The organism is Nonomuraea aridisoli (genome assembly GCF_003236395.1).
GTDB classification, from domain to species: domain Bacteria; phylum Actinomycetota; class Actinomycetes; order Streptosporangiales; family Streptosporangiaceae; genus Nonomuraea; species Nonomuraea aridisoli.
The window spans coordinates 1-14,897 of sequence record NZ_POUD01000231.1 but is presented as its reverse complement, the minus strand read 5'-3'; the positions used below and the strand labels follow the sequence as shown (position 1 = coordinate 14,897).

Below are 14,897 nucleotides of genomic sequence, written 5' to 3'. Positions count from 1 at the left end.
ACGACGGACTGGGCGGTCGCCAGACGGTCGCCCGCGTACAGGTACTGAGGGTCGCGGCCCTCCCGCTGCCACATCTCCGCGTCCTCGGTGAGGCGGCGGCGGACGAGCAGGGCCGCGCGGCCGGTCTCCGCCCAGCTGCCGAGCCGCGGCCAGGCCCGCACCAGCGCCTCGTGGGCGAGTCGCGCCTCGTCGCCGTCCGCCGTGACCAGCCGCGCCCGGACGAACTCCGCCAGCACCTGCCCCTCGATGGAGTCCTTGCCGGGGCTCAGCTCGTCGAGCGGGACCCGCCGCGGGGCGCCGTTGCCGCGCGCGTCGACGTGCACCAGCCGGACCAGCAGGGCCCGCGCCACCGGCTCGAACTCCGCGCCGAGCCGCCGCAGCGCCTCCTCGCCGCTCATCGCGACCGCCCGCGCGACCCCGCCCGCCGCCCGGTAGCCGGCCATGGTCAGCACGCCGCCGGTACGCCGTTGCCAGGTGGCCAGCAGCGCGTGCGACAGCAGTGCGAGCAGGTCGTCCGTGCCGCGCTGGGCCCGCAGGTCCTCCAGGATCAGGTCGGTGAGCCCCGGCTCCACGGACAGCCCCGAGCGCGTGGCCGGCTCCTCGATCGCCCGGCGCAGCTCGGCCTCGGTCATCGGCGCGACGACCTCGGGCCTGCGCACCGCCTCCAGCAGGCCGGGGTAGGCGGCGCAGTGGCCGAAGAAGTCGCTGCGCACGGCCATCACCACGGCCGCCGAACGCGACAGCTGCGCGAGCGTCCCGGCGAAGCGCCGCCGCTCCGCCTCCTCGGCGCAGACGGTGAAGACCTCCTCGAACTGGTCCACCACCAGCAGCAACGGTCCCGGCAGCCAGCGCCGCGCCGAGCCGGGGTCGGACTCCATGACCGCCCGCAGCCGCTCGGGGTCGCCGCCGCCGAACGCCGTGAGCGCCCGCGCGAGCGACGTCAGCGGCCGCTCGCCGGGCGTGAGCAGCACGCGCGGCGGCTCCTGCCCGGCTCCGTCGCGCAGCGCGGGGATCAGCCCGGCCCGCAGCAGGGACGACTTCCCGCAGCCCGACGGCCCGGTGACGAGGATCGGGCCGCCGCTCTGCTCCGGCCCGGTGACCACCGGGGGAGCGGCGTCGCGCAGCGCCTGCCGCACCCGCGCGGCCAGCGCCCTGGCCGGCTCCTCCCGGCCGAAGAACAGCCGGGTGTGCTCCGGCTCGTACGCCGCCAGCCCGCGATAGGGGCTGTTCAGGTCGCCGGGGGAGGCGATGGGCGGGTTCTGCCGCTTGCGCGGCCCGGCGTGGGCGGGGTTGACGGCGAGCGGCGGCAGCCCGTCGAGGTCGCCCGCCAGGCGGCGCGGGCGCGGGAACCCGGCCCCGGGCAGCGCGCCGGCCAGGTGGTGGTGGACGTGGTCGAGGGTGAGCGCCTCCGGCCCCGCCGGGTCGCCGTCGGTCAGCAGCCGCAGCAGCGCCCCCGTCAGCGCGGTGTGCCGGACGCCGGGCAGCGCCCAGGAGTTGCCGTCCCTGCTGGAGGACGCCAGCACGTATGCCCCCGGCCAGGCCGCGTCGAAGGCCCGGTCGACCGCGCGGGCGGGCACCGGCCGGCCGCCGCCGGTGAAGCAGCAGTCGAGCACCATGACGACGTACTCGGCCGAGGAGGAGGCGAGGATCCGGCGGACGGCGGCGTACGGCAGCGCCTGGTGGCCGGGCGCCCCCTGCCCGAGGTCGGTCGTGGCCTGGGTCGCGAGGTAGAGCTCGTGGTCCGGGCCGAACACCCCGTGCCCGACATAGTGGAACATCAGCACGCTGGTGGCCTCGCGGGCGGCCCGGTCCAGCGCCTCGCCCAGCCGGGCGGGGGTCGCCGGGTCGAGCAGCACCGTCAGGCCGGACGGGGCCAGGCCCGCCCGTTCGACCAGGCACCGGCCGAGGTCGGCGAGGGTGGCCGGGACCGCCGCGGCCGCGGGCAGGCGCGAGGCCGCCAGGTGGGTGCCCGTGCCCGCCAGCACGGCCCGCGCGCCCGCGGAGGCCAGCAGCAGCGGCTGACCGTTCCACTGGGGGGGCACCAGCCGGGTCTTCTCGAGCGTCGCAGATTCGTCCTCGGTCATCGGGCGCTCCACGGCGTGGAAGGTCGGTCGGCCACAGCGGTCGGGGACATCGCGCGCGGCGGCGGCCCCGGCCCGGCGGACGGACCCGGCCGCTCCGGACGACCCCCCGATCGGCGCGTATCACGGCGGAAACAACGAGTGACCCCGCGGTTTCCGGTTGTTAGGGTACGCAGGTCTGCGCCGGGCGTCGAGGTTTCGGCGAGGTTGCCCAAGGCGGGAGCCCCGGGTCCGTGGATCCGGGGCTCCGGGTGGTCACCAGTTGGCGGGCAGCCCCGGCGTCGTGGCGGGCAGCGCGTGGCCGGGCGGGTGGATGACGTACACCACGCCGCCGCTGCTGGAGCTGCGCAGCCAGACGTTCTCGAAGTCGGCCCGCGAGTAGACGCGGCGGACGGCGTCGTTGGAGGGCGACGCCGGGTCGTTGGCGATCACGTCGCCGCCGGCGGTGAAGCCGATGACCGTCATCAGGTGCCCGTCGGTGCCGTACCCGGCTCCGGGCAGCTCGCCCTTCTTGAACGACTGCGAGGTGATGACCGGGATGCCGGCCTTGACGAGCTGTTCGAGCTCGGTCAGCGAGCGCAGCCGGGTGACGAACCCGTCCATCCCGTACCGGCCGGCGTAGGCGATGTTGAACGGCCAGTTGCCGGCGCCCTCGTAGGCGTGGTCGTAGGTGTAGCGGGCGGCGTGGTCGACCTCGGGGTTCGGGTCGGAGGGATCGACCCAGGCGGTCTCCTCCGCGCTGGGCCACCGGTCCCAGTAGCCCAGCACCATGGTGGTCGAGGTGGGGCTGCACCACGCCTGGCCGCCGCCGTCCCACTCGGGGTAGTGGCCGGAGTGCACGTTCTGGGAGCGGCGCGGCACCGGCAGCTCGACGCCCCACGCGGCGCCGCCGGGGCTGACCGGCACCTTCTTGCGCTCGGGCACGCTGGAGGCCATCACCCCCGCGGTCCTGACCCGCGGCGTCACCGACGAGCCCGGCGTGCGGTAGAGGGTCAGGCGCAGCTGGTACGCGCTGAGCGGCTTGCCCGCCGCCGCGGCCAGCGTGTCGACGTTCACGGCGGCGTCGGCGTCGCTCTGGCCGGGGACCGACGTGCGCATGATGTCGCCTTCCACGTACGCCCAGCGGCCGAGGGAGTACCACGTCGTCAGGCCCTCGGTGTTGCGGCCGCGCAGCTCGACCTGCATCCAGCTGCCGGGCGGCACGTCGGCCGTCCAGGAGGCGATCAGCTCGGTGGCGGCGAAGCCGATGTCCCGCTCGGGGGCGGTCCACCGGGCGTACTCCCAGGTCTTGGTGCCGAGGGCGTCGGTGTGGGAGACGGTCCCCGCGGGCGAGGTGAACGACAGGCCGTCAGCGGCCGTCGTGCCCTCGGCCGTCCCGGAGGAGAAGCCGGCGCGATGGTAGACGACGTCCGGTTCGGCGGCGGCCGGCCGGTTCGCCGCCCCCGCGGGCGCGGGGGCGGTCGTGACCAGCAGCAGAGTGGACAGGAAGACGGTCAGCGCACGCATGGACCCACCTTCTCCGAAGGCATCTGGTCCGGCCGACCTTAAGCGCGCCGCGCGGGCAAAGCATCGGGAGATCTACGTATGGGGCACGTATGGGGCACGCATGGGGCACGTATGGGTCATCGGGGCCGGACGACCCGGCCTCTCTTGATGGAGCGGGCCAGGGAGACGACCGCCGCCGCCAGCGCCGCCACCCCGATGACGATCGCGGCGGCCTGCGGCACCTCGATGACAGGGCTCACGCCGTCGTTGAGCCGGTCCGCCACGAAGATCGTCGCGAGCGCGCAGGCCGCGAGACCGAGCGCCACCACCTTGTACGCCCTCCCGCCCGTGACGGCCCTGACTCCCGCGAGCGCCGTGAAGATCGCGGAGAGGATGAAGCCCATGACGAGCGGCCCCGTGACGATCTCCACCCAGGTGAGAACGATGGGGGATCTGTTCAGCGCCGCCAGCAGCAAGCCGCCCCCGACGTAGACCAGGGCCCCCGTGAGCGCGGCGCCGAGCATGTACGACAGCGGCGACGGTTTGCCCGACCTCGCGTCGAGCTGGGCCGCGACCTGGGCCGCGTACTCCTTCGGGCTGCCGAACGCCGCCCTCGGGTCCTCTCCGGTCTCGGCGACGTGGGACTCCACCTCGGCCAGCACCTCGCCGACGCGCTCGCCGGAGATCTCGTGGAGCCGCAGGGCGATCATCAGTTCGTCGCTGTACCTCTTGTCCAGCACGCTCACGCTCGTCCTCACCCCTTGTCCATTCCGCTGTCCATTTCGCTGTCCATCCCGCGTCGCACCACGGCGATCGCGGTCGTCGCGAACGCCACCCACTCCGGCCCCATGTCCGCGAGCGCCTTGCGGCCCTCGTCCGTCAGGGCGAAGAACTTCCGCCCCGGCCCGCCGTCCCCGGCTCGCCACTCGGCGCGCAGCAGGCCGTCGGTGGCCAGGCGGTTGAGCAGCGGATAGAGGGTGCCGGCCTTCATGTCGGGCAGCCCCGCCTGCTCCAAGCGCTGCAGGAGCGCGTACCCGTAGCTCTCGCCGGTCTCGGCGAGCAGGGCCAGTACGGACAGGTCGAGCACACCGCGCAACCACTGGGTCCGTCTGGTCGTCACATCGGCCATGAGAAGACAGTAACGCCAACTAGTAGGTCTCGCATAGTAGTAGGCGTCATCGAATCCCGGGACGGCCATCACACCGCGCGGCTTTTCCGGGCATGAGCAGAGCATGCGGAAATACGTGATCATGGGCGTGCAGGGGAGCGGCAAGGGTACGCAGAGCAAGCTGCTCGCCACCGACCTGGACCTGGTGCACATCAGCGTCGGCGACATCTTCCGCTGGCACGTCAAGAACCACACCAAGCTCGGCGCCCAGGTCCGCCGCCTGGTCGCCGCCGGTGAGCTGGTGGGCGACGACCTGGTGGAGGACGTCGTCAGCGACCGCCTCCACCTGCACGACTGGAACTACGGCTTCGTCATCGACGGCTTCCCGCGCAACCGGCGGCAGACGGAGTTCTTCCTGGAGAGCTACGACATCGACGGCGTCATCCACCTCGACCTGTCCGACGACGAGGTGCGCCGCCGCGTGCTGGCCCGGCGCCTGTGCTCGCGCTGCGGCATGGACTACAACCTCATCGCTCACCGGCCCGAGGTGGACGGCCGCTGCGACGTCTGCGGCGGCGAGCTCGTCACCCGGGCCGACGACACCCCGGACGCGCTGGCCCGCCGCCTGGCCGACTACCGCACGAAGACGGATCCGGTGCTGGAGCTCTTCCGCCGCAAGGAGTACGTCCTGACCATCGACGCCCGCGCCGACAAGGCGTCCGTCCAGCAGACCATCCGGACCCGCTTCGGCCTCCCGCCCTACACACCTCTTCCGGACGCCGGTTAGACGGGCGCCGGTTGGACGGGCGCCGGTTGGACGGGCGCCGGTTGGACGGGCGCCGGTTGGACGGGCGCCGGTCAGACGGGGGCGCCGAGGACGACGCTGCGCCAGGACCCGCCGTCGGAGAGGGCCAGGCCGCAGGGCCGGCGGGTGGATCGTGCGGGACGCACTTCCAGCTCACCGACGTTCTGCCCACCCTGCTCGACGCGGCCGGCGTCGAGCAGGGTGGTCCGCGAGCACGGCGGGCCGTGGGAGCTGTACGACATGGACGCGGACCGCTCCGAGACGACCGACCTGGCCCGCCGCCACCCTGCCCGCGTCGCCGGCCCGGCGGCCGATTACGAGGGCTGGGCGCGGCGGGTCGGCGTCATCCCGCGCGGCCGGTGACGAGCGGCGCCGGGAACGGGGCGCTCCAGGGCAGCCCGTCCGTCGGCCACAGCTCGTGCTGCCGCTTCTTGAGCGTGGTCTCGACCCTGCCGCCCACGGGGCAGCGGAAGCCGGGCGGCGGCACGGTGAGCGAGATCAGGTAGTCGTCGATCGGCACCGTGCTGCACTCGTCCTTTCCGTAGATGCGGTGACCCCAGCCCTCGTACGTCAGCAGCCGGGCCTTGGGGCCGAGCTGCCGGGCCACGTTGACCGACCACGAGTACGGCGTGGAGGGGTCGTGCAGCGAGTTCCCCAGCAGGATCGGGGCGTCGCCCGTGTAGCGCAGCCGGTGCTGCGGGTTCGTGGTGGGGTGCTTGAGGCAGACGGGCAGGTCCTCGATCGGCATCGGGTTGAGCCGCATGTCCGGGGCCAGCCTGTTGGAGCTGCGCAGCAGGGCGGCGTACTCCTTGTAGTTGCGCACCGGCAGGTGGTAGTCCTGGCACAGGATCGCGGTCGGCAGGTGCGCGACCTCACCCGACACGGGCTGCCGGCCGGGCAGCGGGGGGATCCACGAGGGCGGTTCGCCGCCGTCCAGGGCGCGCAGCATCTCGCTCAGCAGCTGCCAGGCGGGTCCCTCGGTGCCCAGCACGCCCTGCCACAGGACCTGGATCTCGGTCATCGGCCGGTCCTCGACGCCCGGGTAGTACAGCGTGCCGCTGCGCGCCTTGGCGAGGATGCGCTCCCACACGGCGCGGACGTCCTGCCCGTGCAGCGCGCAGGCCGGCTCCTGGTCGCACCAGCCGACGAACTGGTCGAAGGCGTCCTCGACGGCGGCGGCCTCGCTGTCGAGGAACGCCTTGACGCCGAGGCTGTGGTCCATGTTGCTGTCGAGGGCCATGGCCCGGATCCGCCGCGGGAACAGCTCGGCGTACATCTGGCCGATCAGGGTGCCGTAGGAGATGCCGTAGAACGTCAGCTTCTCCTCGCCGAGGGCGGCGCGCAGCGCGTCGAGGTCACGTGCGACGTTGACCGAGTCGACGTGGTCGTAGAGCGGGCCGGTACGGGCCCGGCAGTCCGCGCGCAGCTTCTTGGCGTAGACGCTCCACCTGACGAAGTCGGCCTGGCTCTTCATGACGGCGTACGGCATCTTGTTGTACACCGACGCCGAGCAGATCACCGGGTGGCTGCGGCCGACGCCCCGCGGGTCGAAGCCGACGATGTCGAAGTGCTTCTGCAACTCCTCGGTGAAGAAGCCGGGGGCGCCGTACGCGGCCTCCACCCCCGAACCGCCGGGACCACCGGGGTTGATCACCAGGGATCCGACGCGGGCGGCGGGGTCGGTGGCCTTGCGGCGGGCGACGGCCAGGTCGATGGTGGGCCCGCCCGGACGCGACCAGTCGATGGGGACGGCCAGCGTGCCGCACTCGGCGCTGGGCTCCTCCTCGCAGGGCGCCCAGGCGATACGGCCCTGCGCGGGGGCCGCCGCGGGTTCCGGGGTGGCCGCGACGGCCGGAAGCGCGGGTAACAGCGCCGCCATCGCCACGACGACGGCCAGTAGAGAGGATCTTCCTCGCACGATGCTCCAATCGTGGTCAGCTCAAACCGTGATGGCCCCGGAGCGGGGCGACGGCGAGCCGCGGCCCCCGTGTCGACCGCGACGAACAGCGGCACGACGATACAACGGCAACAATCGGGAGATCCTGACAATGAGCGTAAAAGCCGGGCGGACACGGCCGATCCTCGCGCCCGTCCGCCCGGACGGGTCTTTCAGCAGGTGCGCAGCATGTTGAGCAGCGCCACCCGCTCCCTCCTCGTCACGAAGAGCCCGTAGTGGTGTTTGACGGTGATCCATGAGGTCGCGTACCGGCACCAGTAGGCCCGGCGTTGCGGACGCCAGCTCTGCGGGCCCTTGCCGCCCTTGGCGATGTTGGCGGAGTGGCTGACGGTGATCAGCTCGGGACGGGTGAGGTCGTTGGCGAAGGCGCGCCGTTTGGCCGGGCTCCAGCGTTTGGCGCCCGAGCGCCAGGCGTAGGACAGCGGCACCAGGTGGTCGACGTCCACGTACTTCTCGCTCTTCAGCCGCTTGCCGTCGTAGGGGCTGAACCACGTGCCCCGGACCGGACGGCAGTCGGCGTCACGGCGGATGCTCCGCGCGTCGCGGGCCAGGACGATCTCCCGCGTGCTGCATCTCCCCCTGCGGTCCGGCCAGCTGGGCTGGAACTTCGCGCGGCTGTAGCCGCTGATGGACAACGGCCTGGCGATCCTGAGCTGAGCCAGCATGCTGCGGGCGAGGGCGGCGGCCTGCGACCGCTTGCGTTGTTCGGCCGCCGCCGGCTTGGCGGTGAGGACGGCGGCGATCGGGATGACCATCAGGGTGAGTACGGCGACGTGTGCTGCCCGCCTCAAGAAGATCATGACACGTGCCATACCCCGCACTTTCCCCCGCTATGGCGGTGAATTTGCCCACTTCGCCGGGGGTGGGTCGTTTGCCGGAAAAGCAGAAGTCCATAATGGCCCTATGCATAAGCCCGTTATGGAGGTGGCGATCCCGCAGGGTTCGGCCGAGGCGCTGACGATCGCGGTGGAACAGCTCGTCCGGCACGTCCGGCTGAGCGCCACCACGGGCGGGCTCAGCAGCGCCGCCTCGTTCGTGCTGAGCCGCCTGGCCCGCGAAGGGCCGCAGCGGCTGACCGAACTCGCCCGCGCCGAAGGCGTCTCCCAGCCGAACATGTCGCAGCTCGTCAACCGCCTCGAACGCGCCGGCCTCGTACGGCGCACCGCCGACCACAGCGACGGGCGCGGAGTCCTGGTCGAGGTCACCGACACCGGAGTGGAGGTGTTCCTGCGACGGCGCGCCGAGCGCGCGCAGGCGCTCCAGCAGCTGATCGACGAGCTGAGCGAGCAGGAGCGGCACGCCGTCGCGGTAGCCCTGCCCGCCCTGGCGCGGGCGATCCAGGACCGGCAACCGCGTCCCTGATCCTCACGACATCCCCAGTGAAACGGAACATGAGCACACCCCACGGAAAGACCGCCAGCCCCTTCAAGCAGCCCAGGGCCGTCTGGGCCGTCGCGTTCGCCTGCGTCATCTCGTTCATGGGCATCGGCCTGGTCGACCCGATCCTGCCCGCCCTGGCCGAGAGCCTGAACGCCACCCCGAGCCAGGTCTCCCTGCTCTTCAGCAGCTACCTCATCGTCACCGCCGTCGCGATGCTCATCGTCGGCTGGATCTCCAGCCGGATCGGCGCCAAGCGGACCCTCGTCATCGGCCTGGCCGTCATCGTCCTCTTCGCCGCCCTGGCGGGCGCCACCGGCTCCATCAACGGCATCGTCGGCTTCCGCGCCGGCTGGGGCCTCGGCAACGCGATGTTCATCGCGACCTCGCTGGCCGTCATCGTCGCCTCCGCCAGCGGCGGCTTCGGCGGCGCCATCATCCTGTACGAGACCGCCCTCGGCCTCGGCATCGCCGTCGGCCCCCTGCTCGGCGGCGTGCTCGGCGGCATCAGCTGGCGCGGCCCCTTCTTCGGCGTGGCCGTCCTCATGGCCATCGCCCTGATCGCGACCCTCGCCTTCGTCCCCGCCACGCCGAAGCCCGCCCGGCGCACCTCGGCGGCGGCCCCGCTCAAGGCGCTGCGTCACCGCGGCCTGCTCACCATGGGCATCATGGCCCTGCTGTACAACTGGGGCTTCTTCACCATGCTGGGCTACGCCCCGTACCCGATGGAGCTCGACGCCCATCGGCTGGGGCTGGTCTTCACCGGCTGGGGCCTGCTCGTGGCCGCCTTCAGCGTGTTCTTCGCGCCGCGCCTGCAGGCCCGCTTCGGCACCGCGCCCGTGTTGTACGCCAACCTGCTCGGCCTCGCGATCGTGATGGCCGTCATCGCGGCCGGCGTGCGGACGCCCGCCGTGGTGATCGTCGCCGTCATCGTCAGCGGCGCCTTCATCGGCATCAACAACACGCTCACCACCCAGGCGGTCATGCTCGTCTCGCCGGTAGAGCGCCCGGTGGCCTCCTCCGCCTACGGCTTCCTGCGCTTCATCGGCGGCGGCCTGGCCCCGTACGTCGCCGGTCTGCTCGCCGACGCCTCCGGCCTCAGCGTGCCCTTCTACCTCGGCGCCGCCACGTTCCTGCTGGCCATCCCGATCCTTGCCAGCGGGCACCGGCTGCTGCGCCAGGCCGAGCGGCAGCTCGGCGAGGGCGAGGCCGTCGAACCGGCGCTCACCCCGGTCGGCGGCGCGGCGCCCGCCGGGAGCCCGCTCCTGGTCGTGGCCGTCGGCGCCCACGACAACGCCGCCTCGATCGTCGACACGGCCGCGCGGTACGCCGAGGAGAGCGGAAGCGTGCTGGACGTCGTGCACGTCTCCGAGACCGCCGTCGTCGAGGAACAGGCCGTCGAGACCGAGACCCATGACCAGGCCCGCGCCGCCGTCACCGCCCACCTCGACCGGCTGGCCGCGCGCGGTGTCGCCGCGACCGGCCACGTCCTCGCCAGCGTCGGAGACCACGCCGCCGCCGGCCGGGCCCTGGCCCGCCACGCCGCCGAGACGGGCGCCCGCACGGTCGCCGTCGGCCGCTCCCCGCGCGGCCCGCTGCTGCAGTTCGCCGACGGCAGCTTCACCACCGCGCTCACCCACGCGGCGACCTGCACGGTCATCCTCGTCGAGCCCGACGACGACCCTCGCCCGCTGACGGCCGCCACGCTGACGGAGCTACGCGGCGACAGGGCCTGACGCGCCGCGGCCCAGCGAGGTCCCGTGCTCGCGCGACGTCGGCAGGTAGGCGTACACCTCGCCGGCGCCGTTCGCGCGCCACATGAACCGCGTCGACAGGCCGTTGGTGCCGTCCGGGATCCGGCCGCCGTTCATCTCGGTGCATGGTAGGCGAGCCGTACCGATTCGACGGGACCGTCCTTGAGCAGCAGGTAGAGCTGGGCGCCGCCCTCGGGGGTGCCGTCGGCCCTGGAGGACGTCCGGCTGGCCGATCCGGCCGGGAACAACACGCGCAGGACGCCGGAGAAGCGCGGATCGTCCGACGGGATCAGCCACGCCCGGTCCTCGAGCCCGAAGGCGCCGTGCTCCGACGGGGTGAGCGAGTCGCCGAAGAAAGCCGGCCGCCCCGCGCGCCGGCGGGACGCCCTCGGGAGACGGCGTGGCCGTCGCGCCGCCGCCGCTGGGCAGCACGACCGGTGGCGAGGACGCCGCCCCGCCCGCTGCGCGGACGATCAGCCCTGCGTCACGGCTGCCGAACCCACCGTCCCCAGGTCGTGACGAGCGGCCGGTAGCCCTGGCGGGACCAGAAGGGCACGGACAGCGGGTTCAGGGCCGCGTAGTGCACCAGCACGGTCTCGACGCCTGCCGCCGCCGCCTCGGCATGGGCGTGGCCGATCAGCGCGGCGCCGATGCCGCGGCCCCTGCCGTCCGGGCGCGCGTAGAGCGAGCCCACGTACGCCACGGGCGACGAAGCGTGCACGGCAGGCGCGATCCACCCCGAGTGGTCAGGGTGGTGGACCGCGAGCATGCCGACGACCTCGCCGTCCCGCTCGGCCAGCCAGCACCAGCCGTCGTCACGGGCGAGTTTCTCCTCGATCTCGGCCCGGGCGGCGTCGGGCGTCCAGGACGGCACCGGAACCCAGCCGAACTGCGCCTCGTAGGCGATCAACTCCAGGTACAGCCGGCACATGACGTCCAGGTCGTCCGCCACGGCCCGCCGTACACCGGTGGGCGGCCGCGCACCGGCCGAAGTGGGAGAGACGCGGACGGCGAGCACGGACCGCGGCGCGAACCCCCGCCTGACCAGGGCGGCGACCGGCGCGGTGTCCCGGCTCGGCCAGCTCACCTGCAGCCCGGACCCCGGCTCGGCGTCAAGGGACGAGATCCAGCGGTCGAGGAGACGGCCGAGGGAGTCGGCGGGGTCGTCACCCGCGACTCTGGCACGGAGGGTGTGGGTGGTCAGCGGACCCCAGGGCACCGACCGGACGTCAGGGCCGGCCGTGGACACCGAGGGCGCGCCGACGGCGTCCGGCATCTCGATCAGGTCTTCACCGAGATCGGTGATGGCGACAAGCGGGTCGGCTGCTCGCACGCGAGCGCGGTGGCGAACGATCACATCACTCACGGTTCGCACGATAGTGCGCCATTACGCCATCTCATCCTCAAACGGCACGGCAAACCCCGCCCCCAGCACGGGAAAGCGGCGTTGCACGGGGGCGGCGAGCCGGCGCAAGCGGGTGTCGCTGAAGCCGAAAGGCAGGTCAGCGGGTACGGGGTGTTGGCGGAGCCGTTGGGGTTGGGCGCGCCGGCGGACTGCGGTGAGCCGCTCGATGTGGCGGCGTTCCGCGCCGTCCGTACGGGGGACAAGCCGCGGAGCGTCCCCGCCGTCACGATCTGCGACGCCCCCAGGTACGGCTGGCGCGGCTGCCATCGACGTGGCCCGCCACCTCCTGCCCAAGCACGACCTCCTGCGGGTGACGGGGGAGCGCAACGGCCCGTCAGGCGTTGAAACCGCCGTCGACGTTCAGCGTGGCGCCGGTGACGAAGCTGGCGTCGGGGTCGGCGAGGAACGCGATGGCGGCGGCCATCTCCTCGGGCCGGCCGTAGTAGCGTCCCAGGGCGTTCATCGAGCGTTGCACATCGGCGAACGGTCCGACATCGGGGTTCATGTCGGTGCTGATCGAGCTGGTCTGGGCCGCGTTGACGGTGATGCCGCGCGGACCGAGGTCCCGCGCCCACGCACGGGTGTAAGCGGTGATCGCGGCCTTTGTCGCGGAATAGTCGCCGAGACCGGGGAAGGGGGTACGGTCGCCGCTCGTGGATCCCACGGAGACGATCCGGCCGCCCTCACCCATCACCTTGGCGGCGGCACGCGTGACGGCCACGACCCCTGCGACGTTGACGGCGTACTGCCGCGCCATGGCCTCCTGGTCGGTCTCCTCGGCATCGATGGAGCCTGTCACGAAGATTCCGGCGTTGTTGACGAGGATGTCGAGCCGGCCGAACTCCGCCATGACCTGGTCCACCAGGCTCGCCGCCTGTTCCGGGTCGGCCTGGTCCGATGCGAAGGCCTTGCCCCGGACCCCGCGCTGCTCGATCCTCGACACGACACTCTTCGCCCGCTCGTGCGAGGACACGTACGTGATGGCGACGTCCGCTCCGTCGTCGGCGAGACGCAGGGCCGTGGCCGCCCCGATGCCACGCGAGCCGCCGGTGACCAGCGCCACCTTTCCCGCCAGGGGCTGCTGAGACATGATCTTCCTTCTTTCTTCGAGGGATGCGCGCACTCATGGAGCGCCCCATGGCCGCAGGTCAATCGATCTTCACCAGGTGGTGCGCGGGCAGCGTGCCACCGGGGAACTGGAGGAGACGGGCTCCGACGGCCAGCGGACCGAGGTCCAGGGGGAAGAAGCCGAGACGCTCGATCAGCGCTCGCACCGTCTGCCGCGCCTCGAGGTCGTCCCCCGACAGGAAGAGGACCCGGCGACCGCCGCGCGCGACGGGATCGGCGGTGAGCAGGTCGGGGTTCAGGTGGCCGAAGGCCTTCACGACACGCGCCCCGGGGACCATGTCCGCGAAGACCTCGCTCGACGTCCTGCCGTGCAGCTCGAAGGGCTGGAACAGCGGTGCCTCGATGGAGTTGTTCGTGTCGACGACGATCCGGCCGTCCCAGTCGGGCAGGCCCGCCATGGCGCGCGGCAGTTTGGACCAGTTCACCGCGACGAACACGAGGTCCTGCCCGGCCGCCTCCTCCCGCGTGCCCGGGCGGACATGGGGTCCCAGACGCTTGGCGAGATCGGCGAGCGTGTCCGGCCCGCGGCTGTTGGAGAGGATGATGTCGATGCCGGCTCGGGACAGGATCTCGGCTATCGCCGAACCGATGGCGCCGGCGCCGATGATTCCGATGCTCATGTGAGCGTGCTCCTCAGGTAGGTGACGCTGGACCGGCGAAGTGATCCCCAGCCCCGGTTGATGAGCGCACGCTCTCAAACCAAGTTTGAGAGCGCCTGTTCTCAAATCGAACGGTACAGGTTTGAGAGTGAGCGTTCAAATTGAGGTATCGTCGGATCATGGCACGACCGCGAACCTTCGACGAGCAGGACGTCGTCGACCGCGCCATGGAGCTGTTCTGGACGCGAGGCTACGAGACGACGTCGATCACCGACCTGACCGCGACCCTCGGCGTCCATCCGGGCACCCTCTATCGCACCTTCGGCGACAAGCACGCGCTCTTCCTGCGCGCCCTCGCCCACTACCGCGAACGCCTGGCCGACGACCTCGCCCCCACGTTGCTGGAGGGAGGCCCGGTCCTGCCACGGATCCGGGCCGTGCTGATCGGCTGGATCGACCTGGCCGTGCAGCAGGACCAGCCCCGCGGATGCCTGATCGCCAACACCGCGGGCGAACTGCTCCCGGGAGACGAAGAGGTCGCTCGCAGCCTGCGCGGCGTCCTGTCCGTCGTGGAAGACGGCTTCCTGCAAGGCCTGCAAGCCGCCGCCCGGCAGGGAGAGATCTCCTCCGACCTCGACCTCCCGGCGGCCGCCGCCATGCTCACCATCCTCCTCGAAGGCCTCCAGGTGATCGTCAAAGCCGACCCCGACCCCCGCCGTCTGGTCGCCGCCGTCGACACAGCCCTCCTGGCTCTCACACCCGTACACGCCTGAGCCCACGGGCGACAGGGCCCTCACGCCGGCCACTCCCCGGTGTCCGCTCGCTCCCACCGATGTCCGCACGCGCAGCTCTGTCAGCCAAGGGGCAGTGACTGGCCCCCTCCTCCCTCCCGCTGTTGGCCAGATGACCAGCCCGCTTATCCGGCGCCAAGGCAACCCGTACCGCAGGCCGCCAGGCCCGAGAAGCGGCAGCCGCCCTTCACCGTCAGGCGAGAACAGTCACGTTGCTTCGTGCATGGTCGGGGCTGCGTTGAACGAGATCCGGCCCGGTTGAAAGAGGCCGGACGTCTGAGCTTGTTCTTTATCCTCCGGATCGTTGTGCTGAGCCACGTTTGATCGTTTCGCGGACAGCGAGACGGCCTTGAGTGATCATGTGCGGTGTCGAGTCGCTGCTGATCACTACAAGGCCGTGAGGGTGA

17 protein-coding genes are annotated in these 14,897 nt (G+C 72.2%); 5 read left to right on the top strand and 12 right to left on the bottom strand.

The window, feature by feature from the left end:
• The 4 genes from C1J01_RS36705 to C1J01_RS36690 all read right to left on the bottom strand — a co-directional run.
• A partial coding sequence (locus C1J01_RS36705) for an ATP-binding protein (RefSeq protein WP_146615856.1) occupies window positions 1-2,084 on the bottom strand: 2,084 nt, incomplete at its 3' end.
• Between the two features lie 252 nt (window positions 2,085-2,336).
• Window positions 2,337-3,587 carry a C39 family peptidase gene (locus C1J01_RS36700; RefSeq protein ID WP_111183567.1) on the bottom strand — a complete coding sequence of 417 codons (1,251 nt, stop codon included), beginning with the start codon at window positions 3,585-3,587 and terminating at the stop codon, window positions 2,337-2,339.
• 116 nt (window positions 3,588-3,703) lie between these two features.
• Window positions 3,704-4,324 carry an HAAS signaling domain-containing protein gene (locus C1J01_RS36695; RefSeq protein ID WP_111183566.1) on the bottom strand — a complete coding sequence of 207 codons (621 nt, stop codon included), beginning with the start codon at window positions 4,322-4,324 and terminating at the stop codon, window positions 3,704-3,706.
• Window positions 4,321-4,695, bottom strand: a complete 375-nt coding sequence (locus C1J01_RS36690; RefSeq protein ID WP_111183565.1) for a PadR family transcriptional regulator — start codon at window positions 4,693-4,695, stop codon at window positions 4,321-4,323. Before C1J01_RS36690 ends, C1J01_RS36695 begins: the two co-directional genes overlap by 4 nt.
• 103 nt (window positions 4,696-4,798) lie before the next feature.
• On the opposite strand from C1J01_RS36690, the gene C1J01_RS36685 reads away from it, so the two are divergent.
• A complete protein-coding gene (locus C1J01_RS36685) occupies window positions 4,799-5,461 on the top strand; it encodes an adenylate kinase family protein (protein WP_111183564.1) in 663 nt (220 codons plus the stop codon).
• A 71-nt stretch (window positions 5,462-5,532) separates the two neighbouring features.
• On the opposite strand, the gene C1J01_RS50410 is transcribed toward C1J01_RS36685, so the two are convergent.
• Window positions 5,533-5,721: a hypothetical protein gene (locus tag C1J01_RS50410; RefSeq protein WP_181449172.1), complete on the bottom strand. Its 189-nt coding sequence runs from the start codon at window positions 5,719-5,721 to the stop codon at window positions 5,533-5,535.
• On the opposite strand from C1J01_RS50410, the gene C1J01_RS53265 reads away from it, so the two are divergent.
• Entirely contained in the window at window positions 5,720-5,842 is a 123-nt protein-coding gene (locus C1J01_RS53265) for a hypothetical protein (protein WP_268958774.1), read from the top strand. The genes C1J01_RS50410 and C1J01_RS53265 overlap by 2 nt on opposite strands.
• Here C1J01_RS53265 and C1J01_RS36675 read toward each other — a convergent pair.
• Both C1J01_RS36675 and C1J01_RS36670 read right to left on the bottom strand, forming a co-directional pair.
• A complete protein-coding gene (locus tag C1J01_RS36675; RefSeq protein ID WP_220040268.1) occupies window positions 5,823-7,397 on the bottom strand; it encodes an alpha/beta fold hydrolase in 1,575 nt (524 codons plus the stop codon). The genes C1J01_RS53265 and C1J01_RS36675 overlap by 20 nt on opposite strands.
• Window positions 7,398-7,588: 191 nt before the next feature.
• Window positions 7,589-8,236 (bottom strand): HNH endonuclease family protein, encoded by a 648-nt coding sequence (locus C1J01_RS36670; RefSeq protein ID WP_111183562.1) that lies wholly within the window; start codon window positions 8,234-8,236, stop codon window positions 7,589-7,591.
• 103 nt (window positions 8,237-8,339) lie between these two features.
• On the opposite strand from C1J01_RS36670, the gene C1J01_RS36665 reads away from it, so the two are divergent.
• Both C1J01_RS36665 and C1J01_RS36660 read left to right on the top strand, forming a co-directional pair.
• The gene (locus C1J01_RS36665) at window positions 8,340-8,798 is read left to right on the top strand and encodes a MarR family winged helix-turn-helix transcriptional regulator (RefSeq protein ID WP_111183561.1); all 459 of its coding nucleotides are present in this window, start codon (window positions 8,340-8,342) and stop codon (window positions 8,796-8,798) included.
• Between the two features lie 29 nt (window positions 8,799-8,827).
• A complete protein-coding gene (locus C1J01_RS36660) occupies window positions 8,828-10,549 on the top strand; it encodes an MFS transporter (protein ID WP_111183560.1) in 1,722 nt (573 codons plus the stop codon).
• Here the strand turns inward: C1J01_RS36660 and C1J01_RS50405 are convergent.
• The 5 genes from C1J01_RS50405 to C1J01_RS36645 form a co-directional block, all read right to left on the bottom strand.
• Entirely contained in the window at window positions 10,529-10,684 is a 156-nt protein-coding gene (locus C1J01_RS50405; RefSeq protein ID WP_181449171.1) for a polysaccharide lyase, read from the bottom strand. The two genes, C1J01_RS36660 and C1J01_RS50405, sit on opposite strands and share 21 nt — an antisense overlap.
• A complete protein-coding gene (locus C1J01_RS50400) occupies window positions 10,681-10,818 on the bottom strand; it encodes a hypothetical protein (RefSeq protein ID WP_181449170.1) in 138 nt (45 codons plus the stop codon). The genes C1J01_RS50405 and C1J01_RS50400 overlap by 4 nt, the downstream gene beginning before the upstream one ends.
• A 233-nt stretch (window positions 10,819-11,051) precedes the next feature.
• Window positions 11,052-11,933 carry a GNAT family N-acetyltransferase gene (locus C1J01_RS36655; protein WP_146615855.1) on the bottom strand — a complete coding sequence of 294 codons (882 nt, stop codon included), beginning with the start codon at window positions 11,931-11,933 and terminating at the stop codon, window positions 11,052-11,054.
• A 373-nt stretch (window positions 11,934-12,306) separates the two neighbouring features.
• Window positions 12,307-13,062 (bottom strand): SDR family NAD(P)-dependent oxidoreductase, encoded by a 756-nt coding sequence (locus C1J01_RS36650; protein ID WP_111183558.1) that lies wholly within the window; start codon window positions 13,060-13,062, stop codon window positions 12,307-12,309.
• A gap of 58 nt (window positions 13,063-13,120) precedes the next feature.
• Window positions 13,121-13,720, bottom strand: coding sequence for an NADPH-dependent F420 reductase (locus C1J01_RS36645; RefSeq protein WP_111183557.1), 600 nt, complete (start codon window positions 13,718-13,720; stop codon window positions 13,121-13,123).
• 158 nt (window positions 13,721-13,878) lie between these two features.
• Here C1J01_RS36645 and C1J01_RS36640 point away from each other — a divergent pair, with 158 nt between their 5' ends.
• Entirely contained in the window at window positions 13,879-14,472 is a 594-nt protein-coding gene (locus C1J01_RS36640) for a TetR/AcrR family transcriptional regulator (RefSeq protein WP_111183556.1), read from the top strand.
• The last annotated feature ends 425 nt before the right edge of the window (window positions 14,473-14,897 follow it).